28 protein-coding genes and 3 riboswitches are annotated in these 25240 nt (G+C 40.2%); of the genes, 21 read left to right on the forward strand and 7 right to left on the reverse strand.

The window, feature by feature from the left end; translation table 11 throughout:
• The first annotated feature begins 26 nt into the window (after positions 1–26).
• From proB to MHI41_RS06380, 5 genes are all read left to right on the forward strand, one after another.
• Positions 27–1124 carry a glutamate 5-kinase gene (gene proB / locus MHI41_RS06360; RefSeq protein ID WP_029575424.1) on the forward strand — a complete coding sequence of 366 codons (1098 nt, stop codon included), beginning with the start codon at positions 27–29 and terminating at the stop codon, positions 1122–1124.
• Positions 1125–1136: 12 nt separating this feature from the next.
• On the forward strand, positions 1137–2384 hold the full coding sequence (locus MHI41_RS06365) for a glutamate-5-semialdehyde dehydrogenase (protein WP_017359123.1): 1248 nt from the start codon (positions 1137–1139) through the stop codon (positions 2382–2384).
• Between the two features lie 125 nt (positions 2385–2509).
• Positions 2510–3646 carry a tetratricopeptide repeat protein gene (locus tag MHI41_RS06370; protein ID WP_008346192.1) on the forward strand — a complete coding sequence of 379 codons (1137 nt, stop codon included), beginning with the start codon at positions 2510–2512 and terminating at the stop codon, positions 3644–3646.
• Positions 3636–3770 (forward strand): hypothetical protein, encoded by a 135-nt coding sequence (locus tag MHI41_RS06375; protein WP_008346190.1) that lies wholly within the window; start codon positions 3636–3638, stop codon positions 3768–3770. The genes MHI41_RS06370 and MHI41_RS06375 overlap by 11 nt, the downstream gene beginning before the upstream one ends.
• 182 nt (positions 3771–3952) lie before the next feature.
• Complete coding sequence (locus tag MHI41_RS06380; protein WP_017367099.1) at positions 3953–4381, forward strand: organic hydroperoxide resistance protein; 429 nt, start codon at positions 3953–3955, stop codon at positions 4379–4381.
• Positions 4382–4414: 33 nt separating this feature from the next.
• Here MHI41_RS06380 and MHI41_RS06385 read toward each other — a convergent pair whose 3' ends face one another.
• Positions 4415–4861, reverse strand: a complete 447-nt coding sequence (locus MHI41_RS06385) for a MarR family transcriptional regulator (protein ID WP_041092337.1) — start codon at positions 4859–4861, stop codon at positions 4415–4417.
• Between the two features lie 161 nt (positions 4862–5022).
• Here MHI41_RS06385 and MHI41_RS06390 point away from each other — a divergent pair, with 161 nt between their 5' ends.
• The gene (locus MHI41_RS06390) at positions 5023–5442 is read left to right on the forward strand and encodes an organic hydroperoxide resistance protein (RefSeq protein ID WP_008346186.1); all 420 of its coding nucleotides are present in this window, start codon (positions 5023–5025) and stop codon (positions 5440–5442) included.
• 73 nt (positions 5443–5515) lie between these two features.
• Here MHI41_RS06390 and MHI41_RS06395 read toward each other — a convergent pair whose 3' ends face one another.
• From MHI41_RS06395 to MHI41_RS06405, 3 genes are all read right to left on the reverse strand, one after another.
• A complete protein-coding gene (locus tag MHI41_RS06395) occupies positions 5516–5986 on the reverse strand; it encodes a nucleoside deaminase (RefSeq protein ID WP_008346184.1) in 471 nt (156 codons plus the stop codon).
• Positions 5987–6128: 142 nt separating this feature from the next.
• On the reverse strand, positions 6129–8417 hold the full coding sequence (metE, locus tag MHI41_RS06400; RefSeq protein WP_046343358.1) for a 5-methyltetrahydropteroyltriglutamate--homocysteine S-methyltransferase: 2289 nt from the start codon (positions 8415–8417) through the stop codon (positions 6129–6131).
• Between the two features lie 155 nt (positions 8418–8572).
• Positions 8573–8765: riboswitch (cobalamin riboswitch) on the reverse strand.
• Positions 8766–8878: 113 nt separating this feature from the next.
• Positions 8879–9838 (reverse strand): S8 family peptidase, encoded by a 960-nt coding sequence (locus MHI41_RS06405; RefSeq protein WP_050827199.1) that lies wholly within the window; start codon positions 9836–9838, stop codon positions 8879–8881.
• 461 nt (positions 9839–10299) lie between these two features.
• Between MHI41_RS06405 and MHI41_RS06410 the strand changes: the two genes are divergently transcribed.
• The 9 genes from MHI41_RS06410 (at position 10300) to MHI41_RS06450 (ending at position 16995) form a co-directional block, all read left to right on the forward strand.
• Entirely contained in the window at positions 10300–10602 is a 303-nt protein-coding gene (locus MHI41_RS06410) for a hypothetical protein (RefSeq protein WP_008346180.1), read from the forward strand.
• Entirely contained in the window at positions 10592–10807 is a 216-nt protein-coding gene (locus MHI41_RS06415; protein ID WP_169476040.1) for a helix-turn-helix transcriptional regulator, read from the forward strand. Before MHI41_RS06410 ends, MHI41_RS06415 begins: the two co-directional genes overlap by 11 nt.
• Before the next feature lie 199 nt (positions 10808–11006).
• Positions 11007–11693 carry a response regulator transcription factor gene (locus tag MHI41_RS06420; RefSeq protein WP_008346176.1) on the forward strand — a complete coding sequence of 229 codons (687 nt, stop codon included), beginning with the start codon at positions 11007–11009 and terminating at the stop codon, positions 11691–11693.
• A gap of 3 nt (positions 11694–11696) precedes the next feature.
• Positions 11697–13046 (forward strand): ATP-binding protein, encoded by a 1350-nt coding sequence (locus MHI41_RS06425; protein WP_008346174.1) that lies wholly within the window; start codon positions 11697–11699, stop codon positions 13044–13046.
• Positions 13047–13112: 66 nt separating this feature from the next.
• Positions 13113–13802: a PepSY domain-containing protein gene (locus MHI41_RS06430; protein ID WP_008346172.1), complete on the forward strand. Its 690-nt coding sequence runs from the start codon at positions 13113–13115 to the stop codon at positions 13800–13802.
• A gap of 93 nt (positions 13803–13895) precedes the next feature.
• Positions 13896–14414: a PepSY domain-containing protein gene (locus tag MHI41_RS06435; protein ID WP_008346169.1), complete on the forward strand. Its 519-nt coding sequence runs from the start codon at positions 13896–13898 to the stop codon at positions 14412–14414.
• 76 nt (positions 14415–14490) lie between these two features.
• Positions 14491–14634: a hypothetical protein gene (locus MHI41_RS06440; protein ID WP_008346168.1), complete on the forward strand. Its 144-nt coding sequence runs from the start codon at positions 14491–14493 to the stop codon at positions 14632–14634.
• A 131-nt stretch (positions 14635–14765) separates the two neighbouring features.
• Positions 14766–14929: riboswitch (M-box (ykoK) riboswitch) on the forward strand.
• 207 nt (positions 14930–15136) lie between these two features.
• On the forward strand, positions 15137–16495 hold the full coding sequence (gene mgtE / locus MHI41_RS06445) for a magnesium transporter (protein WP_007498785.1): 1359 nt from the start codon (positions 15137–15139) through the stop codon (positions 16493–16495).
• A 101-nt stretch (positions 16496–16596) separates the two neighbouring features.
• Positions 16597–16995 (forward strand): hypothetical protein, encoded by a 399-nt coding sequence (locus tag MHI41_RS06450; RefSeq protein WP_017367106.1) that lies wholly within the window; start codon positions 16597–16599, stop codon positions 16993–16995.
• A 144-nt stretch (positions 16996–17139) separates the two neighbouring features.
• On the opposite strand, the gene MHI41_RS06455 is transcribed toward MHI41_RS06450, so the two are convergent.
• A complete protein-coding gene (locus MHI41_RS06455) occupies positions 17140–18003 on the reverse strand; it encodes a LysR family transcriptional regulator (protein WP_025207232.1) in 864 nt (287 codons plus the stop codon).
• A gap of 205 nt (positions 18004–18208) precedes the next feature.
• Here MHI41_RS06455 and MHI41_RS06460 point away from each other — a divergent pair, with 205 nt between their 5' ends.
• Positions 18209–18571: a cupin domain-containing protein gene (locus MHI41_RS06460; protein ID WP_017367108.1), complete on the forward strand. Its 363-nt coding sequence runs from the start codon at positions 18209–18211 to the stop codon at positions 18569–18571.
• Between the two features lie 241 nt (positions 18572–18812).
• Here MHI41_RS06460 and MHI41_RS06465 read toward each other — a convergent pair whose 3' ends face one another.
• The gene (locus tag MHI41_RS06465; protein WP_007498778.1) at positions 18813–19142 is read right to left on the reverse strand and encodes a MerR family transcriptional regulator; all 330 of its coding nucleotides are present in this window, start codon (positions 19140–19142) and stop codon (positions 18813–18815) included.
• A 192-nt stretch (positions 19143–19334) separates the two neighbouring features.
• Between MHI41_RS06465 and MHI41_RS06470 the strand changes: the two genes are divergently transcribed.
• The 3 genes from MHI41_RS06470 (at position 19335) to MHI41_RS06480 (ending at position 20508) form a co-directional block, all read left to right on the forward strand.
• Positions 19335–19490: a hypothetical protein gene (locus tag MHI41_RS06470; protein WP_008346151.1), complete on the forward strand. Its 156-nt coding sequence runs from the start codon at positions 19335–19337 to the stop codon at positions 19488–19490.
• Positions 19491–19528: 38 nt separating this feature from the next.
• Positions 19529–19687 (forward strand): hypothetical protein, encoded by a 159-nt coding sequence (locus MHI41_RS06475; RefSeq protein ID WP_035700511.1) that lies wholly within the window; start codon positions 19529–19531, stop codon positions 19685–19687.
• Positions 19688–20043: 356 nt separating this feature from the next.
• Positions 20044–20508 (forward strand): MarR family transcriptional regulator, encoded by a 465-nt coding sequence (locus MHI41_RS06480; RefSeq protein ID WP_088004396.1) that lies wholly within the window; start codon positions 20044–20046, stop codon positions 20506–20508.
• A gap of 234 nt (positions 20509–20742) precedes the next feature.
• On the opposite strand, the gene MHI41_RS06485 is transcribed toward MHI41_RS06480, so the two are convergent.
• A complete protein-coding gene (locus MHI41_RS06485) occupies positions 20743–23166 on the reverse strand; it encodes an EAL domain-containing protein (RefSeq protein ID WP_008346144.1) in 2424 nt (807 codons plus the stop codon).
• A 248-nt stretch (positions 23167–23414) separates the two neighbouring features.
• Here MHI41_RS06485 and MHI41_RS06490 point away from each other — a divergent pair, with 248 nt between their 5' ends.
• Together MHI41_RS06490 and MHI41_RS06495 are read left to right on the forward strand one after the other, a co-directional pair.
• A complete protein-coding gene (locus tag MHI41_RS06490; protein ID WP_007498772.1) occupies positions 23415–24029 on the forward strand; it encodes a DedA family protein in 615 nt (204 codons plus the stop codon).
• Positions 24030–24107: 78 nt separating this feature from the next.
• A riboswitch (yybP-ykoY riboswitch) is annotated at positions 24108–24217 on the forward strand.
• A gap of 96 nt (positions 24218–24313) precedes the next feature.
• Positions 24314–25105 (forward strand): TerC family protein, encoded by a 792-nt coding sequence (locus MHI41_RS06495; RefSeq protein WP_046527615.1) that lies wholly within the window; start codon positions 24314–24316, stop codon positions 25103–25105.
• Positions 25106–25240: the final 135 nt, after the last annotated feature.

Below are 25240 nucleotides of genomic sequence, written 5' to 3' on the forward strand. Positions count from 1 at the left end.
GAAAGGTATAGCGGAGGGAATCAATGATGAAAAAGCAAAGGATCGTCATAAAAATTGGTAGCAGTTCATTAACAGAGCAAAAGGGAGCCATTGATGAACACAAAATGCAGGATCATGTCAAAGCCATCGCAAAGCTAAAAGAGGCAGGGCATGAAATCATTCTCATTTCGTCAGGTGCCGTTGCGGCGGGATTTGGCAGTTTAGGATATCCGTCAAGACCTGTGACCTTAAAAGGAAAGCAGGCTGCTGCTGCCGTTGGTCAAGGCTTGTTAATGCAGAAATACACAGAACTATTTTCACAGTTTCAGATGACGCCTGCACAAATGCTTTTAACACGTAATGACTTTTCAGATCGTACAAGATATCGAAATGCTTACGCAACGATGATGGAACTGCTCGAAAGAAAAATTTTACCGATCATTAATGAAAATGATTCTGTGTCCATCGAGGAGCTTACCTTTGGTGATAATGACATGTTATCAGCACTGGTCAGTGGCTTAATTCATGCAGACCAATTGATCATTTTAACAGATATCAACGGAATTTATGATGCCAATCCAAGTGAGAATCCTGATGCGAAGCGGTTTGATGTGCTGACTCACATTTCAGATGAATTGTTCTCATATGCGAAGAGTACGGGTTCAAAGGTTGGAACAGGCGGGATGAAATCTAAGCTTTCAGCTGCACAAACAGCTCTCTCCCTTGGCGTTAAAGTCTTCATTGGCACAGGTGCAGGAGAAGACAAGCTTCTTCACATTCTCGCTGGTCAAGGGGACGGCACATATATTGGTGAACAAGACTTATCATCAGTCAATAACCGTCGCCAATGGATTCAATTCCACTCACCAGTCTCTGGGAAGATCATGATTGATGCGGGGGCAGAGGCGGCGATTTTGCATAATGGAAGAAGTCTTCTTCCAGCTGGTGTCATTGATGTAGCTGGTGAATTTTCTAAAGGAGAGGTCGTCGAAGTCGTTGGTCCAAACGGATTAGTCGGTAAAGGACAAACATTGTATGATTCTGATGAGCTTCTTGGCATCAAAGGGATGCGAAGTCATGAGCTTTCTCATGAAAAACCTGAAGTCATTCACCGAGATCACTGGGTTCAGCACATACAAAACTGAGGAGGGAAAACGATGAATGAAGTTCTAGAAAAAGCAAAAAAGGCAAGTGCAGCCAAAGATCAGCTGCTATTAAAAACGACTGAACAAAAGAATGCTGCATTAGACGCTATTGCAAAAGCATTAAAAGCATCTTCAGCTTATTTAATTGCCGAGAACCAAAAGGACGTTCAGGCGGCTATAGACAAAGAGTTCACGCCATCTGTGATCGACAGAATTACATTAACAGAAGAGAGAATTGAAGCGATTGCAGACGCTACGCATCAACTCATTCAGCTCAAAGACCCAATTGGTGAAACATTAGAAACCATTCAAAAAGAAAACGGGCTTTTCATTGAAAAAGTACGTGTGCCTCTTGGAACGGTTGGGATGATTTACGAAGCAAGACCAAACGTGACAGTCGATGCGGCCACTCTTTGCTTGAAAACTGGAAATGCTGTGATTCTTCGAGGAAGTTCATCGGCCATTCATAGTAATAAAGCGATTGTGAAAGTCATTCATGAAGCGCTGCAACCAACGGATATTCCAGTAGACAGTGTACAATTGATTGAAGATACAGGCCGTGAGACAGCTAAAACCCTGTTCACTTTAAATGACTATCTAGATGTCCTTATTCCACGCGGCGGGAAACATTTAATTGATCTTGTTGTGAGAGAGTCTACTGTTCCAGTACTTGAGACGGGTGCAGGGAATTGTCATATTTACATTGATGAAACAGCCCAAAAAGAAATGGCTGAACAAATTGTTCTGAATGCGAAAACACAAAGACCATCTGTTTGTAATGCCATTGAGAGCATTGTCATTCATGAAACATGGGCAAAAGAACATGGCGCTTCGCTCTTTGAAGCACTTCAGACACATGGTGTAGAGATACGGGGCGATGAAGCAGTATGTGCACTTGCACCGAGTGCCACATTAGCTAAGGCCACTGATTTTGAAACGGAATTTTTAGCGCCGATTGTCAGTATTAAAACCGTAAAGACCATGGAAGAGGCGATACAGCATATTCAAATGTATAGCTCTAAGCATTCTGAAGCGATCATTACGGAAAACGAGCAGCATGCGGCACTTTTCTTAACAGCCGTTGATGCTGCCGCTGTGTATCATAATGCATCCACCCGGTTTACAGATGGCTTTGAATTTGGCTACGGAGCGGAAATCGGCATTAGCACACAAAAGTTGCATGCTAGAGGACCAATGGGTCTGCCAGCCCTAACCTCTGAAAAATTTGTGATTCGTGGTCAAGGACAAATAAGAGAATAACCAATCCAAAAAGAAAGTCTTATCGCACAAGGCTCTCTTTTTCCTTTCATTTTTGTATTTCTCCGGTCAAGTATGATAAAATATGGTAATGTTTTATATTTTGAGAAGATTGGAGAAGGCAACGTATGGCGAAAATCATTCCCTCTTCGGATATTGGAGTGAAAATCAACAAGTGGTATGAATTAATCCGCAGATTTGATTCAGAACAAGCAGAACAGTTAAAGCAGGAAATTCGCACCTCTCTTGATTCAATGGAAGAAGATCAGAATTTGCTTCTCTATTTTTCTTTAATGGAATTCAGGCATGAGGTCATGCTCGATTATTTAAAGCCATTAAAGGAAGGAAAGCTTCGCGCCAACTTTTCCGAGCTTTCGAAAGAAATAGATGAGCATCAAACGCATGTCACAGGCATGCTTGAATATTACTATCATTTCTTCAGAGGCATGTATGAGTTCGGCAGGAGAGAGTACATTGCTGCCATATCGTCCTATCAAAAGGCAGAGCACAAGCTTTCTTTTGTATCCGACGATATTGAACGTGCAGAATTTCATTTTAAAATGTCAGAAATATATTATCACATGAAACAAACACACATTTCGATGCACCATGCCAAACTAGCGCTGGATGTCTATATTCAGCACGAACTATATGCGCTTCGTACCATTCAGTGTGAATTTATTGTAGCCGGTAATTATGATGATATGAGAAGGCATGAAAAGGCATTGCCACATCTCGAAAGAGCACTTGCAAGGTCAAGAGACTTTCAGAATGTGCGTTTTATTGCTTCTTCTTTGTTTAATATGGGCAACAGCTATTACAGAATGGGAGACTTGAACCGCGCACTCGACTTAATGAAAGAATCCATCTCATTATTTGATCAAAACCAATCTGATCATCTTCGTCGATCGATAGACCCTCTTTATACAGCCGCTCAGATCTTATACAAACAAGGTAAAAACAATGAAGCATTATATTACAGAGAAGAATGTATGAAACGAGCAGAAGCTCTGCAGGATGACATTCATATTCAGAAGACCATTTTTTTAGAAGCGTTGTACTTACGACAAGATGCAGAGCATATTAAACGAATTTTCCATTTTTTAGAATCTTCCTATGCATATCCAGATATAGAAGAGCTGGCTTTAGACACCGCAAAGTATTATAATGAAATGGAGGATTATGAAAAATCTTCCATGTTCTATGGGGAAGCGGAACATGCTCGTATCTATATTCAGAGAGGGGATTGTTTATATGAATTTTAAAAAATGGGCAGTCGTCTGTACAAGCATCACGATCTTGGCATTATGGATCACATCACCTAATGCCGACCCCGATAACAGAAACCATACGCTAGAAAAACCGAATCCGCAGCATATCACGATCTAAAAAGCCCTTTTTAAAGGGCTTTTTTTTATTGCCTTGATTGGTTCCATCATCGTGCGATGTACATTCATAAAAATAAAAAATGGAGGAAAGATGAAAGTGAGTGTTTTTCATTGACTCTTGAATTTAGATTGTGTACAATTCAATTGTAGAAAATATTAATAGAGCGAAAGAGGGTTATATTCATGTCAGAAGTTTTATTTACTGCAACGGTATCAGCTGTAGGAGGAAGAGAAGGTAAGGTTGTTTCAACAGATGGTGTACTAGAGCATGATGTAGCAATGCCAGGAACGCCAAGAGCGAAAAAGCTTGAGAAAGCAACGAATCCAGAGCAATTATTCGCAGCGGGCTATTCTGCATGTTTTGATTCAGCCCTTCAAATGGTAGCAAGACAAGAGCGTATCCGTTTTGAAAGTGAAGTAACGGCACATGTAAGCTTAGTCAAAGACAGTTCAGACGGCGGTTTCAAACTAGGTGTCAAATTAGAAGTAAAAGGAACTGGAATTGAGCAATCTGCACTTGATGAACTTGTTCATAAAGCACACGGCGTTTGCCCATACTCAAAAGCAACGCAAGGAAACATTGAAGTAGAATTAGTAGCTGTCGCTCAATAATAGACATCAAAAAAAGGCTGAGGGAATATTCCCTCAGCCTTTTGATTGTGTTAATTTTTGCAAAAGCTCATGTAAAGAAGCGCGAAGTGTTTTCAGCTCTTCTTCTGATCTGCCTGTTCCAGACAGCATTTGAAATGGAATCGAAGTGGCCTTCTCTTGTAAAGCTTCTCCGTATTCTGTTAAACGAATTTGGACCGAACGCTCATCCTCTTTCGAACGTTCGCGGATGATGAGTCCATTTTGTTCCATTCGTTTTAGCATAGGTGTGAGTGTACCGGAGTCTAAATATAAAAGCTCTCCTATTGTTTTCACATTTAATGTCCCATGCTCCCATAACAAAAGCAGTGCCAAATATTGCGGGTATGTGATATTTAACTCTTCTAATAATGGTTTATACTGCTTCGTCATTTCTCTTGAACTTGCATATAACAAGAAACAAAGCTGATTTTCCAGCTTCATATGTTCAAATTCATTTGTCATATCTGTCACCAACTATTTTTTGTCATACTTATCATTGTATAAGATTTTCTTCCTTTTTAAAATAAATACAGACTAAAAATGAAAAATTCTTCAATGTGCCATAAATGTTTGAGCAACGAATAGAACGTGAAAGGTATAAGTAGAAGAAGGAGGAGATCAAGATGAAACCATTATTTACTGCAAAAGTAAAAGCACAGCACGGAAGAGCAGGACATGTTCGTTCTGATGATGGTGTGCTTGACCACAACATTGTGATGCCAAACGCAAAGAAAGATGGAGAAACTGGTACGAATCCTGAGCAATTATTTGCAGCGGGTTATGCGGCCTGCTTCGGAGGGGCGCTTGAACAAGTCGCCAAGAAGCAAGGTGTCGAAATTGAATCAGAAGTAGAAGGACATGTCAGTCTATTAAAAGATGAAAGTGATGGCGGTTTTAAACTTGGCGTGAAGCTGATTGTTTCCGCTAAAGGGCTTGACCATGACAAAGCGAAAGAGCTTGTTGAGGCTGCACATGAATTCTGTCCATATTCAAAAGCAACAAGAGGAAACATCGAAGTAGAGCTTGAAGTGGCGGAATCATGAAAAGAAAAAAGGGCTAAAATTTAGCCCTTTCTCAACAATCTACTGACACCTGCTGTGGAGCAGGTGTCTTTTTTTAATATTCTTTCTTTTTGTCGTATGTGTCCCATGCTTCAAATGGAGCAAGGGTTTTTTGAAGGGTCAGCTGGTAAAATGGAATGTTTCTTGATTCGTATTCTTTGTTGATTTCTTCATAAATAAAGGAGTCATCAAAACCAGAAGTCGCTGCATCCTTGTGTCCAGCGGCAAAATATACGGCCTTTGGTCTAGCCCAATAGATAGCACCAAGACACATTGGACAAGGCTCACAGCTTGTATACAAAATACAGTCTTCTAATTGGTATGTATGTAGTGTTTGGCACGCCTTTCGAATGGCTGTCACTTCTGCATGTGCGGTTGGATCATTACTCGTTGTGACATTGTTGCTTCCCTCTGCAATAATCTGACCGTCTTTGACAATGACCGCTCCAAAAGGGCCGCCTGTGCCACTATTTACTCCTTCTACTGCAAGATCAATTGCGCGTTGTAAAAAAGCTTCGTGATTCATTGTCTTCCTCCCTTTGTTCGACTGACTTCTCTAGTATAAACGAATCATGATAGAAAAGGAATCATTGTAGGAGGAGATCGAACAGGACAATTTACGGATAAAAAACCCCTGCCAAATGTTCAGCAGGGGAAGAGTGAGTTAATTATGCGTGCTGCGCTAGCTTTTTACGAGCGACTTCAGCAGCTGTCACCATGTTTTTCAAAGCAGCAATGGTTTCAGGTTCTTGTCTTGTTTTCAGTCCACAGTCAGGGTTGACCCAGAAGCGATCTGTCGGACAGACGTTCAGTGCATCATCAATGATTTTACTCATTTCTTCAACAGCTGGAACGCGCGGGCTGTGGATGTCATATACCCCAAGTCCAAGGCCTTTCAAATACGGGTGTTTTTCTAAATAATCGAGGAACCCGCCATGACTGCGTGAATGTTCAATCGTAATCACGTCTGCATCAAGGTCTTCAATCGTATCAACAATATCCTCGAAATTGCTGTAGCACATATGTGTATGAATTTGCGTTTCATTTTGAACAGACGATGTCGATAGACGGAATGACTCTGCTGCCCAGTTTAAGTATGCTGCCCAATCACTCTCTTTTAAAGGAAGGCCTTCTCTTAGCGCAGGTTCATCCACTTGAATCACTTGAATACCCGCTGCTTCTAACGCTTCTACCTCTTTACGTAAAGCAAAAGCGATTTGGAAGGCAATGTCTTTACGAGAGATATCTGTTCTTGGGAAAGACCAGTTTAAGATCGTGACAGGCCCTGTCAGCATTCCTTTGACTTTTTTCTCCGTTAAGCTTTGAGCGTAAACCGTCTCTTTCACTGTCATTGGCTCTGTAAATTCTACATCTCCATAAATGATCGGCGGCTTCACGCAGCGTGATCCATAAGATTGAACCCAAGCGAATTTTGTAAAGGCAAATCCAGCGAGTTTTTCACCGAAGTATTCAACCATGTCTGTACGTTCAAATTCTCCATGAACGAGTACATCTAGGCCAATCTCTTCTTGAATATCAATCCATCTTTTTGTTTCTTTTTTAATAAATTCATCATACTCTGCATCTGTCCACTCATTTTTGCGCCATTTTTGACGAGCACTGCGCACCTCAGCTGACTGAGGGAAGCTTCCGATTGTTGTGGTTGGAAGAAGCGGCAGTTCAAGAGATTCATTTTGAATGCGTAGTCGTTCTTCAAAAGCAACTGGACGTTTAAAATCTTTTGATGAAAGACTGTTGCGCTCTGCTGTCAGGTCGGCATTCGTTCCTTTCGCGAATTCTTTTAACGTCAGAAGTGCTTCATTTGCTGCATGGATGTCTGCATCAATGGCAGCCGCTCCTTTTGATAAGCCTTCTTTTAATAGCGTTAATTCAGCCAGCTTTTCAGTGGCATAAGAAAGTCCGTTTAATAGTTTTTCTTCAAGCTGTTCGCTCGGATGTTTTGCAACTGGTACATGTAGCAGGCTGCTTGAAGGCTGCAGCCATACTTCTTTCGGCTGCACGTCAGCAATCACTTCAGAAATAAACGATAATCTTTCTCCTAGATCTGATCTCCAAATATTTCTGCCGTCGATGATACCGGCTGCTAAAATTTTATCTTTTGGGAAGCCGTGTTTTTTCACTTGTTCAAGGTTTCGTCCTTGATCATGGACAAAATCAAGACCGATGGCTTCAACAGGATACGTGACAAGCTCTTCATAGGCATCTACTGAGTCAAAGTATGTTTGAAGGAGAACGTTTAAGGCAGGTACAGCTTCTTTAATCGTTTGATAGATGGCTTTTACTGCTTTCACGTCTTCACTTGAAGCTGTGACTAAAGCAGGCTCATCAATTTGAACCCATTTTACACCGGCTTCTTCAAGCTCTTTTAACAACTGAGTATAAAGCGGCACTAGGCGCTGCTGAATCTCTTTCACTTCATTGGCTTCATAGCCTTTAGAAAGAGAAACAAATGTATAAAGACCAAGGACGACAGGTTTTGTTTCAACACCAAACGCTTTTTTCACCTTTTCGTATGCTTCAAGCGGTTTGTTATGTGTGAGTTTGAATTCTGTGCTTTTTTCATATTCTGGAACGATGTAGTGATAGTTTGTATTAAACCATTTTGTCATTTCACTTGAGACAGCATCTTTTGTTCCTCTTGCTATCGCAAAGTATGTATCTAGCGGGTCTTTCAAGCTGCGGAAGCGCTCTGGAATCCAATTGAACATAACGGCAGTATCCAGCACGTGATCATAGAAGGTAAAGTCTCCAGAAGGAACAACGTCAATTTGTTGATCAATTTGAGTTTTAATAGCGGCTAAAAATTGTTCATCGAGTGTGCTTAAGAGGGTTTCTCTGTCAGTTTGACCTTTCCAATAAGACTCAAGTGCTTTTTTCCATTCTCTGTTTAAACCAATTCGCGGGAAACCTAGATTACTTGTTTTAACAATTGTCAATTCCAATTCCTCCTCTAAATATAAAAAGACACTCACACTCATGATCAAGATTGATGAGGGCAAATGTCTGGTTTAAAAAGACAAAATGTGTGTGCGAAAGAAGGCGTAAGTATCAATGACGAACGCTTTTCCGACATCTCCTATCAACCGTAGGGGGTTTGATGTGATAGAGCGGCTGGTATCCTGGCTCGCGAATCTGCAAGCTTTTCATCCTTCCCATCCTCATGACAGTGGATTATTAACGAAAAGCTCTCCTCACTTACAGTGGCGGGACCGCGCCGGATTTTCACCGGTCTTCCCAATTAAAATTCGACGTGTGATCGAATTACCGACTCTCAAACTATGAATTTATTGTGTTCGATTATATAACGTTCACTTCATTTCGTCAAAGTAAATTTTGAATAATTTTAATTAAAAAAATCCTGAGAAAATTCTATCTTTTCTCAGGACCTAACATGTACCTATAGAGACAAAAGTTCTGCTTCCAATGTTTTCTCAAGAAGCACATCTGGTGCAGTTAAATATAAAAACCCGTTTCCTACAAGGGTTTTCGATTGTTTTAGCGGAAGGGTTCTCCGTACGAGCTGAGCATATACCTCAGGTTCTGTCAGCTTACGCTGGAACGCTTCTTCTTCGGCATTTTTAATAATGGCGAGTGCACCGCTCACATGAGGGGCAGCCATGGAAGTGCCTGTTAGTCTTCCGTATTTATGGTTAGGGAGAGTGGATAAAATGTCTTCACCTGGAGCGACGAGGTCGATTTCTTTATTCGCATTGGAGAATTCAGAGGATTCTCTTGCAAGAGAGACAGAGCCGACGGCAATGACCTCATTGTATGCAGCTGGGTAGGAGAACTCTTCAGTACGCTCGTCTCCGTCACCTTCATTTCCTGCTGCGCAGACAACAAGCACACCGCTGCTTACCGCATGTTGGATGGCCTTTTGCAGTGCTGGTTCATTGCTTGGCCCACCGAGAGACATGGAAATGATATCAACCTTCTGCTCAACCGCATAGTTAATGCCATTGATAATCCATTCGTATTTCCCGCTGCCATTTTTCCCTCCAAGAACTTTTACGATCAACAGCTTGGCTTCAGGTGCAACACCTAAAATGCCGCCATTTTGATCCGTTGCTGCAATCGTTCCTGATACATGGGTACCATGTCCGTTGTAGTCTTTTACATTCTCAGCATCTCCATTGTCATCATCGGTAAAGTTTTTTCCTCCGATAATCTGATCTTTTAAATCGGGATGCTCCGTGTCGCAACCTGTATCAAGGACAGCAATGGTTATGCCTTTTCCTTTGAAGCCACTTGACCAAAGTTCGGGTGCTTTAATCTCCTGAATACTTTCCGGCGTCTCTTTCGCTTCCATCACATTGGCTTTTACTTCATACGGAATTAAGCGAATTTCACCTTTCATAAGAAAGCCCTCCTTATTTTGTTTTCAAAGTAGATTCAGGTTGCGTAATGTTATTGTATAAAACAAATGTTTGATCGGAAAGGGTCAATTGTAATAATTTTTCAAATAATCAAATAATTATTCATTGTGCAGTTCTCCTCATATCTTGCCGAAAGAAGTCACCTTTTGAGGAAAACTCTTAGTATCATATGAAAAAGAAGGAAATGCTGCATAGTGAGCTTGCACCTGTATAGATGAAAATGGGCGAAAAGAACTAAAAAAGGCAGATCGAAAAAGCAATCATATAAAAAGATAGATGATGACAGAAAAGAAAAAGGTACATGCCATGTGCGGATGATTGTTTTTTCATTATAATGATCGAAAGAATATAGAATGTAAAAAGTATTTGACATTTTTTAAGTGGATGATATGATTGAAATGTAAAAAGTATTTGACATTTTGATTGGGAGGGGGACTAACCGTTGGATGTTGTAAAAGTTGTGTATTCAGTCATCTTATTAGTGGTCGGACTGTTCATCTTTATCGCGCCTATGATTCAAAAGGGTGATGAAAGAAAGAGATTTATCTACTCAAAAGCTCAATCGTATGCATTTATGGTGGTCATCGGTATGCTTTTATTAGAAGTCGCAAAGTCTATATTTTTAACGACCCAAGGGAACAATTCTGATAAGGGGTTTGGGATTTCTCCCATCATGTTCCTAACTGTGATTTCGGTCATATATTTAGTTACATTACTCATATACAGAAAAAAATATGGTGATTAAATTGCAAAATCATATAAGAGAACTAAGGAAATCCATTAAATTATCCCAAGAAGAACTTGCTAAACGGTGTAAGGTCTCGAGACAAACCATCAATGCCATTGAAAACGATAAGTACGACCCTACTTTACAATTAGCCTTTGACATCGCCTCTGTTTTGAATACGACTGTAGATGAGCTTTTTGTCAGTCAACCTAAAAAGAAGTAAGGGACCAGCCTCAGAAAAGAGGCTTTTTTTGTTGATTTGTGTAATGTGAAAGGATCAGCTGAAAATAAAAATCAACCATATTACATAACAATTCCTCATTCATGAAAAATAAGATATGAAGATTGTGACTGTTCCAATGGAGAAAGGCAACATATAATAATGGAAAGACAAGCTTGCCTTTTAGATAGGAGAGATAGAGATGAACAAAGGGAAGATACTCGTGGTCGAAGATGAAAAGAAAATTGCAAGAGTGCTGTCATTAGAACTTGAATATGAAGGATATGAGGTCACAGTCCAAGATACAGGGATGAAAGGGCTCCAGGCGCTCGAGGAGGAGAGTTTTGATTTAGTGCTTCTAGATGTCATGCTTCCAGAATTAAGCGGACTTGAAGTGCTTAGAAGGGTTCGAAAGACAAATACGGCAACACCGATCATTTTGATTACCGCAAGAGGAAGTGTTCCCGATAAGGTCAGCGGTCTTGATCTTGGGGCAAACGATTATATTACAAAACCCTTTGACATAGAAGAATTATTAGCGCGAATTCGTGCACAGCTGAGGTTCAATCACAATGCGCAAGAGGAAAAAGAAATTGAGCTAAGTATTGCAGATTTAACGGTGAATGAGAAAACAAGAGAAATTCAAAGAGGCGGTCAGACGCTTGAGCTGACACCGAGAGAATATGACCTGCTTGTTCATTTATTGAAACATCAACAGCAAGTGCTCACAAGAGATCAGCTTTTAACAGCTGTTTGGGGTTTTGATTATTTTGGTGACACGAACGTGGTTGATGTCTATATTCGCTATTTAAGGAAAAAAATCGATTACCCGTTTGAAAAACAATTGATTCACACAGTGAGAGGTGTGGGTTATGTGATGAAAGGATAAAGCATGAGATTAAAAAATAAGATCCAGCTTTATACATCGTTGTCCTTGTTTTTAATGGTGCTGCTGTTTCATACAGCGATTTATTTTATTTTTTCGATGACCTTGACGCAAAAAGATATGTCCAGACTGTCAGAAGTAGCTGAAAATATTGCGATTGCACTAAAGAAGTCAGAAGAAGAGGGCCTTCCATCTTCAGAGCTTCTGAAAGCGTATCTGCCTCAAAATGGTATGATCCGTGTCGTCACAGAGAAAGGTGAATCAAAGCTGACCGTCACGAAGGAATCTACGTTTAGCTCACTTCCTTTTACATACGAATCTGGTCAGACAGCAGAAATTCAAGAATACAATAAGCATATGATTGCGTTCGCGGCTATCCCTGTCATTTGGACAAATGGGGACATTGTGTCGCTGCAAGTTTATGAAGAAATTGAAAATACAGAAGAGAACTTGGCGTTATTAAAAATGATTTTAATCGCTGCTGGCGTTTTGTTTATTGTGCTTTCTTATTTTGCAGGCCACATTTTAACGAAACAAATTGTCCGCCCAATTAGTCGAATGACCAATACGATGAAAGCAAGTATGAGAGAAAAGGCATTTAAACGAATTGAATTAACAGGCGATTCAAAGGATGAACTGTATCAAATGGGTCAAACCTTTAATGAAATGGCCGAAATTCTCGAGAAACATTATGAGAAAGAACAGCAATTTTTGCACGATGCTTCTCATGAATTGAAAACACCCATTACCGTCATCATGAGCTACAGCAATTTACTAAAACGCTGGGGGCAAAGCCGGCCAGAGGTCGTAGAAGAATCCTCTCAAGCCATTCATGATGAGGCAAAAAAAATGAAAAGGCTGACAGATCAACTACTCACACTGGCGAAAAATGGGCAGCCGCTTTACTTGGACATGAAGCCGGTTGATCTTGGTCATTTGTGCAGCCAAGTTGGCCATACACTTGAAGTGGCAACCAATCGAACCATCCTTACTCATGTACAAACAGATCAGCCTGTTATTGCTGAAGGGGACGAAGAGAAGATCAAACAGCTTTTGACCATCTTGATTGATAATGCGGTTAAATATAGTGCAGAGCCAGTTGATGTGAACTGCGGACGAGCAGGAGAGAAACCGTTTATTTCGGTTGTTGACAAAGGAATTGGCATAAAAGAAGAGGATCTGCCGAAAATCTTTGACCGCTTTTTCCGTGTGGATGAAGCGAGAAACAGTGAGACGGGCGGTACTGGACTTGGCCTGTCAATTGCGAAGCAAATTGCTGAAGAGCATGGGGCTGAGCTAAAGGTAGACAGCCGTATCGGTGAAGGAACCGTGATGACCATTCTTTTTCAGAAATAAGTAGGTCTTTTCTCATCAATTTCTCATTTCCTCCTTATAAAATAGGAAATAGGAAGGAGGCGCTGCATGTCTAGAAAACTGAAAATGCTGCTTACGCTCGCAGGATGTCTTTTCATTCTTGTGGCTTTTGCAATGCTCATGATTCAAACCATTGACAAAAAAATATTAAGCGAAGCAGACATTAAAAAAATCATCGCAAAAGACTACAATGGAAACATCACAAATATTGATCTGATCAACCATAAACAGGACTATACATTGACGCTTGAAAATTCAAATGGCATCTATCAAATCATTGCATCTTCCTCAAGCGGTCAAATGAAAGAGATGAAACAGTTAAAGAGCTATCAAAAACCAAATGAGAAAAATGCCGAACTCCAAGCAGAAGAAGTGGCAGTGAAAAAAGTGAAGGGTACCGTGATTCAAAAGAAAGAAAAATCGGATCGCTTTATCTTTACGATTCAATCAAAAAAAGAACTGTATCAAGTGGATGTTGAGAAAGACACGTTCAAGGTGATTGAAGCAGAAAAGAAAAAGCCAACCTCTAAAGAAAAGAAGCTCACAAAAATAACGGTAGAAGAAGCCATTCAGATTGCCGTAAAAGAAGTGGGCGGCACAGTGGATGATGCAGATCTTGAAACTTTTAGCGGAATGCTCGTGTTTGAGGTAGAGCTCGATTTGCCGGATGGAAGAGAGGCAGAGGTGTTAGTGAATGCCTATACAGGAGATATTGAAGGCATTACGTACGAAAACTAATCATTTTCTCATGATTTTCTCATGTTCCTTTCCTTCCTTTATCATCTTGTTTTTTTAAGATAAAGGAGAAATCAAACAGAGGAGGAATTAAACATGATAAAAAAAGTACTAGTAGCTACAGCATTCACAGGAGCACTTGTTGCAGGTGGTTTCACCCTTCAAGCGCAAAATACAAATCAAACGGCAAATGCCGAACAAGTGGTGCAAAAGAAATCTTCATTTGTCTCAAAGAAACAGGCTGAAAAAGCAGCATTAAAAGTTGTGAAAGGCTATGTAGATGATGTAGATCTTGAGCGTAAAAAAGGAAAATGGGTATATGAGGTCGAGATTAAAAAAGGCGGCTTTGAATATAAAGTATATGTCGATGCCAAAACAGGCAAAGCGCTCAATGATCCAGTCAAAGAAAAGAAACAAAATGTAAAAATCACCAAAAAACAGGCTGAACAAATTGCCCTTGCAAAAGTAAAAGGAACAGTCACAGATTCAGAATTAGATAAAGAAAATGGTGTGTACTTGTATGAAATTGAAATTACGACACCAAGCGGCGAAGAAGTTGATTTTGAGATTTCCGCTAAAACAGGCAAAATCCTCAAGCAAGAATGGGACGATTAAGGTATAAATGAACCTTACACTTTTATGTGTAAGGTTTTTTCATTGGGACAAACTACTGGAAAGGAGGCGAGAGAATATGATGAAGAAAAAAGAAGAAGAACAGACGATGGATCGTGCGGAATATGTTCCCCATCCTGATGGAGAAGGATATGCTTTGTTTTTGCATGATTCCTTTCATCTCCTCTCCCAAGAGGATATGAATCAGCCGGAAGAAGAATAAAAGACATGAAAGGGCGATGGTCAACTTGTCGATCGCTCTTTTTTTGAAAAGAAAGCGAATACATCAGGAAACTTGGCATCTTGCTTATTGACATCATTGCGCTTTTTCTGTAATCTCAGTGTGTCAACAATATGAGACTTCGTTAGGTGAGGCTCCTGTATGGAGATACGCTGCTGCCCAAAAATGTCCAAAGACGCCAATGGGTCAACAGGAATCATCGACATAAGGTGATTTTTAATGCAGCTGGATTAATCCTATGCCATACAGTGCTAAAGCTCTACGATTGAAGGAGCAAGTGTTTATTTGTCATGCTTACAAAGCGCCTTCATTCGGTTGAAGGTGCTTTTTTATGAGAAAAGGAGGTGTGGGGATGGATCATCCCGATTCGAGACACATAGAGAGTATGTCAAAAGATCAGATTGACGCATCAGATAGAGGAGATCCTGACCCCCGCACAATCTAAGGGATTCGGGTATCTCCTGATTTTGGGGAGGTAACAGCGATGATACAGAACATTACGTACGATGAACTCATTTTACGCATCATTATTTTACTAAGAGATGGAAAACGTAAAGAATTTAAAAACATTATGGAAGAACTTCAGCCTTATGATATGGCCTACTTATTCAAGGAGCTTCCAGAAAAACACCGCGGCCGCTTTCTCAGCTTTTTAACAGTCGATGACGTGACGGAAATGATGGGTGAACTGGAGCGGGAATATCAAGAGATTGTTCTTGAAAAAGTAGGGAAAGACAAAGCCACCTTCGTCACAAACAAAATGGATAACGATGATCTAGCCAACTTGTTTGATGAGATGGAGGATGAGCTGAAGGATCAGCTTTTATCTAACATGGAAGCAGAGGAATCCAAGGCCGTCCAGCTTCTCATGAATTACCCTGCTGAGACAGCAGGCCGGATCATGACCAATCGGTACGTTTGGATTCCGCAGCATTATACGGTTCAAGATGCCGTGGTGAAGCTGAAAAGCTTTGCTGAAATTGCCGAATCGATCAACTACTTATATGTCATAAATGATCAAAAACAGCTTGTAGGGGTACTCTCATACAGGGATCTTATTTTAGGTGAGCCAGATGAAAAAGTGCAGGATCTTATGTTTACAAGAGTCATTGCCGTTGGTGCCTTTCAAGACCAAGAAGAAATCGCAAAGCTCATTGAACGATATGATTTCCTTGCCATCCCTGTTGTAGAAGAGAACAATGTCCTAGTCGGAATTGTGACAGTCGATGATATCATTGATGTTGTGATTCAAGAGGCAGGAGAAGACTATGAAAAGTTTGCTGCCTCTGGTAAAGATATCACGTTCGACACACCGGCATTTGTGGCGGCATACCGCCGTCTTCCGTGGCTTATTTTACTCTTATTCATTGGGCTGATTTCAGGCAGTATCTTGAATTATTTTGAAGATACTTTGCAACAAGTCGTTGCTTTAGCGTTCTTCATGCCGATGATTGCAGGTATGACAGGGAATACAGGGACACAGTCTCTAGCGGTTGTCATTAGAGGATTGTCAAAAGAAGAATTAACGAAAAAAACCATTATGCGCTTGATTTTCAGAGAGCTGAGAACAAGTATTTATATTGGGATTGTTTGTTCAATCATTATTACGGTCGTTGCCATGGTATGGCAGGGCAATATGATTTTAGGTTTTGTTGTTGGTTCCTCGCTTCTTGCAACACTGATTATTGGGACAATGGCAGGTACGGTCGTGCCGATTATTTTACACAGATTAAACGTGGACCCAGCCATTGCATCTGGACCACTGATCACAACATTGAATGATATTTTATCCTTACTCATCTATTTTGGAATTGCAACAGCATTTCTTCATACACTGATGTAGTCAAAAGACTGTAAAATGTAACGTTTTACAGTCTTTTTTGAATAAAGATTGCATATAGCGCTTCCATCCTTTACATTTTAAGGAGAAGGTGGGAGAGAAAAATGAAGAAGTTTTTATTCATTTTCATGTGCATTGTTTTGCTAAGTGCATGTTCAAGAGAAGACGAGGGGAAAGACAGAAGACTGGTGGCATCAGAGCATATGCTTGAAGCGATAACTGAAGGAAATAAACGAAAAATGGACAATGTCTATGTCGAAGGCGCAGTCCCAAGCCCAAATGACATTCTTAAATCGAAAAAGGAATGGGGAATTGAGACGCTTTCTTATGAAGATTTTCAAATGGAAGAAGCCAGCATCCACGTCTTTCATGCAAATTATAAAGATGCAAACACTGGAGAAAAAAAGGCGCTTGCCTTTCGGGTGAAAGAAGATCCTGAAAAAGGCGGCGTACGAATTGACTTTGTAGGGGTTGTTGAAGGAACTGACGCTTCATCTAAATAAAAAGAATCGTTCATATGCTTTATGATCAGTCAGGCATAAGTTGAGATGATGTAAAAGGATAGAAGAGCTGAAAGAATGTCGCTCTATCTATCCTCTTTTTTTATCACACATGATCTTATTTATGAAACAATGATCTGTCTCAGATCACTTATTCGTGATGCCCATTAACTCCATAAATTGTGACAGGGCACTGGTCATGTACGAATCACGTCGCCTGATCAACACAGTGGGCACGATTCGATGTGGTTCTGGTAATGGATGACAGGTAAATTTGCCTTCTCCCCGAGATTCAACCATAGATTTTGGTAATACGGTCACTCCCAGCCCGCTTTCAACACATTTAAGGACGCCCTCTAACGTACCATATTCCATGACCTTCATAGGAGGATAGCCATTGTTCTCTAGCCACTTTTGCCATCGTCCTAAATAAATACAATGGGCGAATGACGAGAGCAACGGCTCATGTAAAATAGATTCTACCTGGAATTGCTCCGTGGAGTAGCTTGTAATGAGAACGAGGGATTCTTCCAATACAGGATACTCGATGATTTCTGGATGAAGAATTGGCCCATCTACCAAGGCGCCGTCTACTTTGTAGTTGAGGATAGCGCTAACTTGATCGACTGTAGGTGCCATATACAAGCTCAATTCTACTTGTGGAAATTTTTTGTGATATTCTGTGAAAATGCTGGGCAATCTCGTAGATGCGGTGGACTCTATAGATCCAATGTGTAAAGATCCCCGCGGAGTAGAGGAAAGCTTTACTGCTTCTATCGCTTCTTCGTAATCGTATAGTAATTTATTTACATAGGGCAGCAGTTCACGTCCTGCAGGCGTTAAAGATATTTTCTTATGATATCGATAGAGAAGAGGTACACCTAACTCTTGTTCAAGACGTTGGATTCTTGCGGTGACATTGGACTGCACATAATTTAATTTTTGAGCAGCTTTTGTGATGCTTTGTTCAATGGCAACGGCTTTAAATACTTCCAAAGATTTAATATCCAAACTAACTCTCCTTTTTTGCATCACAAATTGTGATGATCTATATGCTATTTTTTGATTTTACGTGATCCAATGAAGTATGTAAACTGAATGATAGAAGAGGTTGATGCTCATTGCGTCCCTTTTATCTGATCGAGAGGAGAAAATGAGAATTTTTTAGCTGTGGCAATTAAAACAGACGTTTCCATTTAATAAGGAGGGGAATCGATTGATTTCAAAGGTAAATATCGAAGAAAAATTTTCGCAAATAAATGATTATTGGAATCCTAGAATAAGTGGAGAGTTGAACGACTCATACATGAAAATGGTGAAAATTAAGGGTGAATTCATTTGGCATCACCATGATGATGAGGATGAAATGTTCTTTGTGTGGAAAGGCAATCTAGTCATCCGTTTTAGGGATAGGGAAATAACGCTTAATGAAGGAGAATTTCTTGTGATTCCAAAAGGAGTTGAACATCAGCCAATTGCTGAAGAAGAAGTTCACTTGCTCTTAATTGAACCCAAAACGACGCTAAACACGGGGAATGTGCTCAATGAACGAACTGTTTCGATTCCTGAACAAATTTGAAAAACTAAATCGTTAAAGATCAAGTATCTTAGGTGATAAATAGTTGAATGGTTGTTTTAGCTAATAACGAGGCTGCAATTGCTGCCTCGTTTTGCTGTTTCAATGATTCATTGGCTTTCGTTGTCTGAAATAGACTCTTCTGCAAGAATCGGTCTTTGGGTAAGTTCGTGCTTTCATCGTTTCATATTTAGGTCGATCAGGTGCTAAGTCAATTTTGCCGAGTAAGCGATTTTTATTTAGTTCATCGATTTTTGTACCGGAAGTGTGCATTAATTTGACCTTCCAGCATTTTTTTCTTATATTGTCCACTTTTTAATGCCTGTTCTTTTTTCTTCATGTCTTTTAAAATTTCCGCTGTCTGCACACCATCTTCCCGTTTATTGGCGATATCCATTAAACGTTCTACATCAGAAAAAGAATATTTCCGTGTGCCTCTTGTTGAGCGCTGGGGGTAGATGAGTTTCCGTTCCTCATAATATCGGATTTGCCTGACGGAAAGCCCTGTTAATTCACTGACAATCCCGATTGAAATGACTTTTTTATCTTTATAAGATACATCTTCCTGCGTCATATCCTCACCCCTGCAAGTCTTTTCTTCATATTATATCGAACAGTCAGTAAAAAAACCTAACGTTTGTTAGATAATATAACACAAAAATGAAAAAAGTGAAAAACAATGGAAGGAAAATTAACATATAACGTGCAAATCATGTCACGTGAACATATGATAATAAAAAGAAAAAATGAGGAGGAGGCGCACTTGATGGAGAAAACACAGATCATCCGTATGGCAAAAGAAATCATCGCATTAGATGTGAAGAGGGATGAACTGCTGGAGCAGTTCATGCAGGCTGCGGGTCAGAATGCACATGCTCTTCTTAGAGCCGTACAAAATGATTTGTATAAAAAGTCCTCATAAGCACCCGATCCATATCCATTGATAGGAGGGGAGATGTCGTGCGGCTAAAAGAAGCTTTAGCGAAAGAAAGACATTATTATACGAAGCAGCTTTGCTCACTTGGGGTGTATAGCCCTGATATGACCAAGAACATGACAATTAGTGACTTAAAAAAAGAGTATCATTTCTTTTTCAACAAAACAGACCGCTATCTTTAACATCCCTATCATGTGCACTGTCACATGAAGGGTTCTTTTTTTGCGTGTTTAATATTATAGCAATATTGAATTTTGTAGAAATTTGACGAATCAAATGTAAGAAAATATAGAGCCTTTACAGATTATGTTAAAATTTGTCGTAACATGATGGTTTGCTGGAAAAGCTTTTTTTCGAGATGATTGTGAAAAATAAGAAGGATTTTAAAAGTTTATATCGAAATCTTATACATAACACGAATGGAGTCACTTATGTGGTTGAAAGGGTTTTCAAAAACGTACTTCTATTTTTTACGAAAGGCTCCAACTGCACCGCAAGAAAGCCTTGAAGTTAAAAAAATATTATAAGAGGTAGATATGTGATGAGACTATCGTTTAATGAAGAAGAAGTAGAACGTTCAATGACGCTTTACAAAGTTTTTGCAAGGGCATTTAAAAGCGTTTCCGAACACAGTATTAGAGACAGCAAGGAGCATGGATTCAATCCAACTGAATTTGCCGTTCTCGAATTACTGTATACGAGAGGTGCTCAAAAACTTCAGCAAATCGGCTCAAGACTCCTGCTTGTCAGCGGGAATGTTACGTACGTAATTGACAAGTTAGAACGAAATGGTTTCATTGAAAGAGAACAGGACCCAAAGGATAAACGGTCAGTTTATGCCCATTTAACGGATAAAGGGCGCAGTTATTTGGATAAAATTTATCCAATCCATTCTCTTCGAATTGCGCGGGCGTTTTCTGGTCTTTCGCGTGAAGAACAGGAGCAATTAATTAGTCTGCTGAAAAAAGCAGGTATTCACAGTCAGCATTTGTTATTTAGATAAAACGAAAAGGTGCCATGGTTGGCACCTTTTAGATTGTTGACAAAGGGCTAAAATGAAATTGATTTTAGCCCTTTGTCTTCTTTTCAGCCCAGCGTGATAGAAAACCTTTGCAGTCTAGGAAGGACGAGTACTGGCGCGGAGCGAATTTGTCATTCGTGAGCACCAGCACGCAGGACTGACAAAGAATGCGAGGGTTTGTCTACACGCTGAAAGGTGCCATGGTTGGCACCTTTTTTATGTATCCAGCTGATGAGCAGGATAGGCGATAAATTTTTCAATATCACTAGCTGGAAGTGGCTTGGCATAATAAAAGCCTTGTAGATCGTCACAGCCCTGCGCAGATAAAAGTTGCGCTTGTGCAAAAGTTTCAACACCTTCAGCAATGACTTCTAGAGATAGCTGGTGCCCCATTGCAATAATAGCCCCTGTGATTTGCTCAGACTTTGAATCGCTCAAAATATCCTCGATAAATGATTTATCAATTTTCAGGCGGTGAATCGGCAAATCCTTCAAATAGCTTAAAGAGCTGTGGCCTGTACCAAAATCATCAATACTAATTCGGACGCCAAGTTGTTTTAGAGATGTCAGTACCTGTTTTGACTGCTTGATGTTGTCCATTGTCATGCTTTCTGTCACTTCAAGCTCAAGAAGTGATGGTTGAAGGTCGTATTTTTTTAGCGTTAGTTTAATCAAATCAATTAAGTCTTCAGAGTTAAACTGCTTAGCAGATAAATTGACCGCTACAGGAATTTTCAATTGCTTGTCATACCACAATTTTGCCTGCTGACATGCCGTGTCAATGACCCACCTTCCAATATCGATGATCAGGCCGGATTCTTCAGCAAGTTCAATGAAAGCCTCGGGTGATTTTAGAGAACCGTCTGGTGCTTTCATTCTTAAAAGGGCTTCAACACCTGTCATCTGTCTTGTTTTGGCGCTGATTTGCGGCTGATAATGAAGCACAAACTGCTTTCTTTGAATGGCATCCCGTAGCTCCAGCTCGCGATTGAGTCTGTCCTCACTCAATCTCTCCATAGATTCAGTAAAAAATTCATAGCGGCTTTGTTTATGTTTCTTTGATAAATACATGGCCATATCTGCTTTTCTCATCAATTCCATACCATTCTTTCCGTTTTGCGGAGAGATGGCGATTCCAATACTAATGGATGTAATGAGCTGATGGTTTTGAATGAAAAAAGGACGTTCAAATTGGCGAATGATGTTTTTCAAAAGCTGTTCAATTTTATGTGTGTTATGCTCCATGTGAGGAAAGATCATTAAAAATTCATCCCCGCCAATTCTTGCAATAAAGCCATTGTCAGGCAAACATTTGGTTAGTCTGTTTGCGGCGGCTTTCAACAGCAGATCGCCTATGTTATGACCAAGGGCATCATTAATAATTTTAAACCGATTTAAATCAAGAAAAAGAACTGCCGTTGACGTTTTTGTCTCTTCTTGAGCGGATAAAACATCATTTAAATGATTAATTCCGTGACGACGGTTCGGAAGTTCAGTTAGTGCATCATAATGTGCCATCACATGAATTTCTTTTTCAGCAATCTTCTGCTGGGTTAAATCCTTAAAAACGAGATAAATGCTGTCAAGTGTATGGTTGACGTGTACGGGTATGTATGTAACATGATAATAATAAAAACGATCTGCTGCTTTCAGTTCTGCTTCACGCGTAATTGCTTTTTTTGATTGATAAATAAAGTCTTCCCACATCTCAGTCGGCATGACGTATTGACTCACATCATCACCAATCCAGGAATTGCACATTTTCAAAATGTGTTTGCCTGGGTCATTCGCAGATATCACTTTTCGATCAACAGATAACACGATAATACCATCTATATTATGTTTGATCAGTGATTGGAACCGCTGTTCATTTTCTTTTAGCTGATCTGATTGTGACATAATCCGGTGATCAATATAGGCGCCGAAAATCATGAGTGATTGGACGATAAGTGTCATCAGGCCGATGAAAATGGACAGGCTGAATGGTGACATTTCAAGAGAACCACCCGCAGCGACCTGACCATCTGAATGAAAAAACATCGTCGAAGACGCCATGCCAGTGTAATGCATGCCCGCAATAGCACCGCCCATCATCAGTGCACCCGCTATTTTTAACAGCTGATCCTCCCGCCTTTTCTCAGAGCGATGGAGCCGGAAAAAAAGGTGTAATGAAAAGAATGAAGCGAGCGCACCAATAAAAAACGAAAGAAAAAAGAGAACAGGGTCATAGCTGATGGTGACATTCGCCATTGATTCCAATCCGAGATAGTGCATGCTGCAAATAGCTGAGCCCATCGTGATCGAACTAATCAAAAGTCGTCTTGTGGAAAGTTGCTGCTGAATACATATTGAAAAAGCAATGAAAGAACCGATAAAAGAGGTCAAAATCGATAAAATGAGTAAGGGTGTTTCATATGTGATACCAGAGCGTAGATGAAACGCCATCATGCCAATAAAATGCATTGACCATATTCCCATCCCCATGATCATCGCACCAATGATCAACCATACTCTTTTCTTTGCGCCGCTCGACTGGATCACCCGGCTGGCTAATTGAAGAGCTGAGTAGGAGGCGACAGCGGCGACAGCGACTGACAGAAAGACAAGCCATCCGTTGTAGCTTCCTGTTAAATGTGTCATGTAAGAAAACCTCCTGTATCTAAAAACAGACATATACTTAATATATCGGATCAAGTGGCGCCTGTGTTCACTTTTCCTTTACTTAAAAAGGGCATTCAGCATTTTTTTTGAACATTTTTTATAGTAAAATCAAATTTAATGTAAAAAAACGAAGAAAAGTGAATCATTTTTGGTTTTTTATTCGTTTAATAGGTGGCACGGTACGATTTGCAAGCATAGCCTGTCAAACTGATTATGTGTGAAAGGGATTGATAAACATCGAAGATTTTATTATTTCATTAGCTGATGCCTTTAAGAATTTGTCGTACTTCGGCATCTTTCTTGCATTATGCATTGAATTTGTTCCTGCTGAAGTGGTGTTGCCTCTTGCAGGTTACTGGGTTTCAAAAGGGGACATGGCCTTCATCGGTGTTGTGGCTGCCGGTTCTATTGGCGGTGTGGCAGGCCCCTTGACCTTGTACTGGTTGGGGCGTTACGGAGGCAGACCCTTTTTAAATAAATATGGGAAGTATTTCTTTGTGAAACCTGAGTCACTTGATAAATCGGATGCCTTTTTTGAAAAGCATGGCGGATTTGTTGCGTTTAGCGGCCGGTTTATTCCAGGGGTCAGAACCCTTATTTCAATTCCGTGTGGGATTGCGAAGATGAATGTGTGGGTTTTTTGCCTGTATACGTTTTTGGCAATTACGCCAATTACATTTGTATATGTGTATCTAGGATTTGTCCTTGGGGAGAACTGGCAAGAGGTTGGAACCATTTTAGAACCATATGTATTGCCGATTGGAATTGGTATGCTCTTATTGTTTGTTCTCTACGTGTGGCTGAAACGAAGAAAAAGAAAAACAGAAACACCAACGGCTTAATCAATGGGTGGAGATAAAAAGTCACCTGTTGACAATCCGGGGTCTGTTGATTATGATATAAGTAATCTAAATATTCTTAATCCCACCAAAGGGGAGTAGCGTCCGGTTTTTACCGGAAACAAAGTCGTCATTACATGGAACCTCATTCCATCGGCTTTGTTGGCATGATTATTTACATATCACATGTCTAGCAAGACCTTTGCCATTACAGGCAAAGGTCTTTTTTGCATTCATAAGCCTTTGTCTGTTGTGGGACAATAGATAAAAAATAAGGAGGAATGATGATGGATGCAGCAATTATTTTAGAGTACGGGTGGGTTCTTCTCGTATTGATTGGATTAGAAGGGATTTTAGCAGCTGATAATGCGCTGGTTATGGCTGTGATGGTCAAACACCTTCCTGAAAAACAAAGAAAAAAGGCATTGTTTTACGGACTTGCGGGAGCATTTGTCATGCGATTTGGTTCTCTTTTTCTTATTTCGTTTTTAGTAGATGTGTGGCAAGTTCAAGCCATTGGCGCAATTTATCTTCTATATATTTCGATTCACCATATTTTAAAATCGCACGTATTTAAGAAAAAGGAAGCAGACACAAACATGAAACAAAGCGGCTTTTGGGCAACCGTCGTGAAAGTTGAGCTTGCTGACATTGCATTTGCAGTAGATTCTATTTTAGCAGCTGTTGCATTAGCTGTGACTCTGCCAGCAACAAACCTTCCACAAATTGGCGGGCTTGATGGCGGTCAATTTATTGTCATTCTATTGGGCGGTATCATTGGTCTAGTGATCATGAGGTTTGCGGCGACTGTATTTGTGAAACTGCTTAAAACGAGACCAAGCCTAGAAACAGCAGCATTTGTCATTGTCGGATGGGTTGGCGTGAAGCTGACGCTCTATACACTTTCTCATCCAGCCATTGGGATCGTGTCCTCTCATTTCATTCATTCAACATTATGGAAAGTCATTTTCTGGACGGTTCTTCTCGCAATTGCAGCATTTGGTTGGTTTTTATCAAGTCCATCAAGAAAAGGCGGCCAGCAAAACGAGGAAAAACAAGAGATGCGGCTGGAAGAGTAGGTTTTTTGAAAGAAATATCATTTCATTTTCATAACACGTATATTACAAAAAAGGGGGGGATACCCCCTTATTTCTTTGCTTTTAAACGAAACGTTGTAAAGTAGATAAAGAAATACATGTCACAATTGAGTAACA

The sequence above is a fragment of the Bacillus sp. FSL M7-0307 genome (genome assembly GCF_038627835.1).
GTDB classification, from domain to species: domain Bacteria; phylum Bacillota; class Bacilli; order Bacillales; family Bacillaceae; genus Bacillus; species Bacillus altitudinis.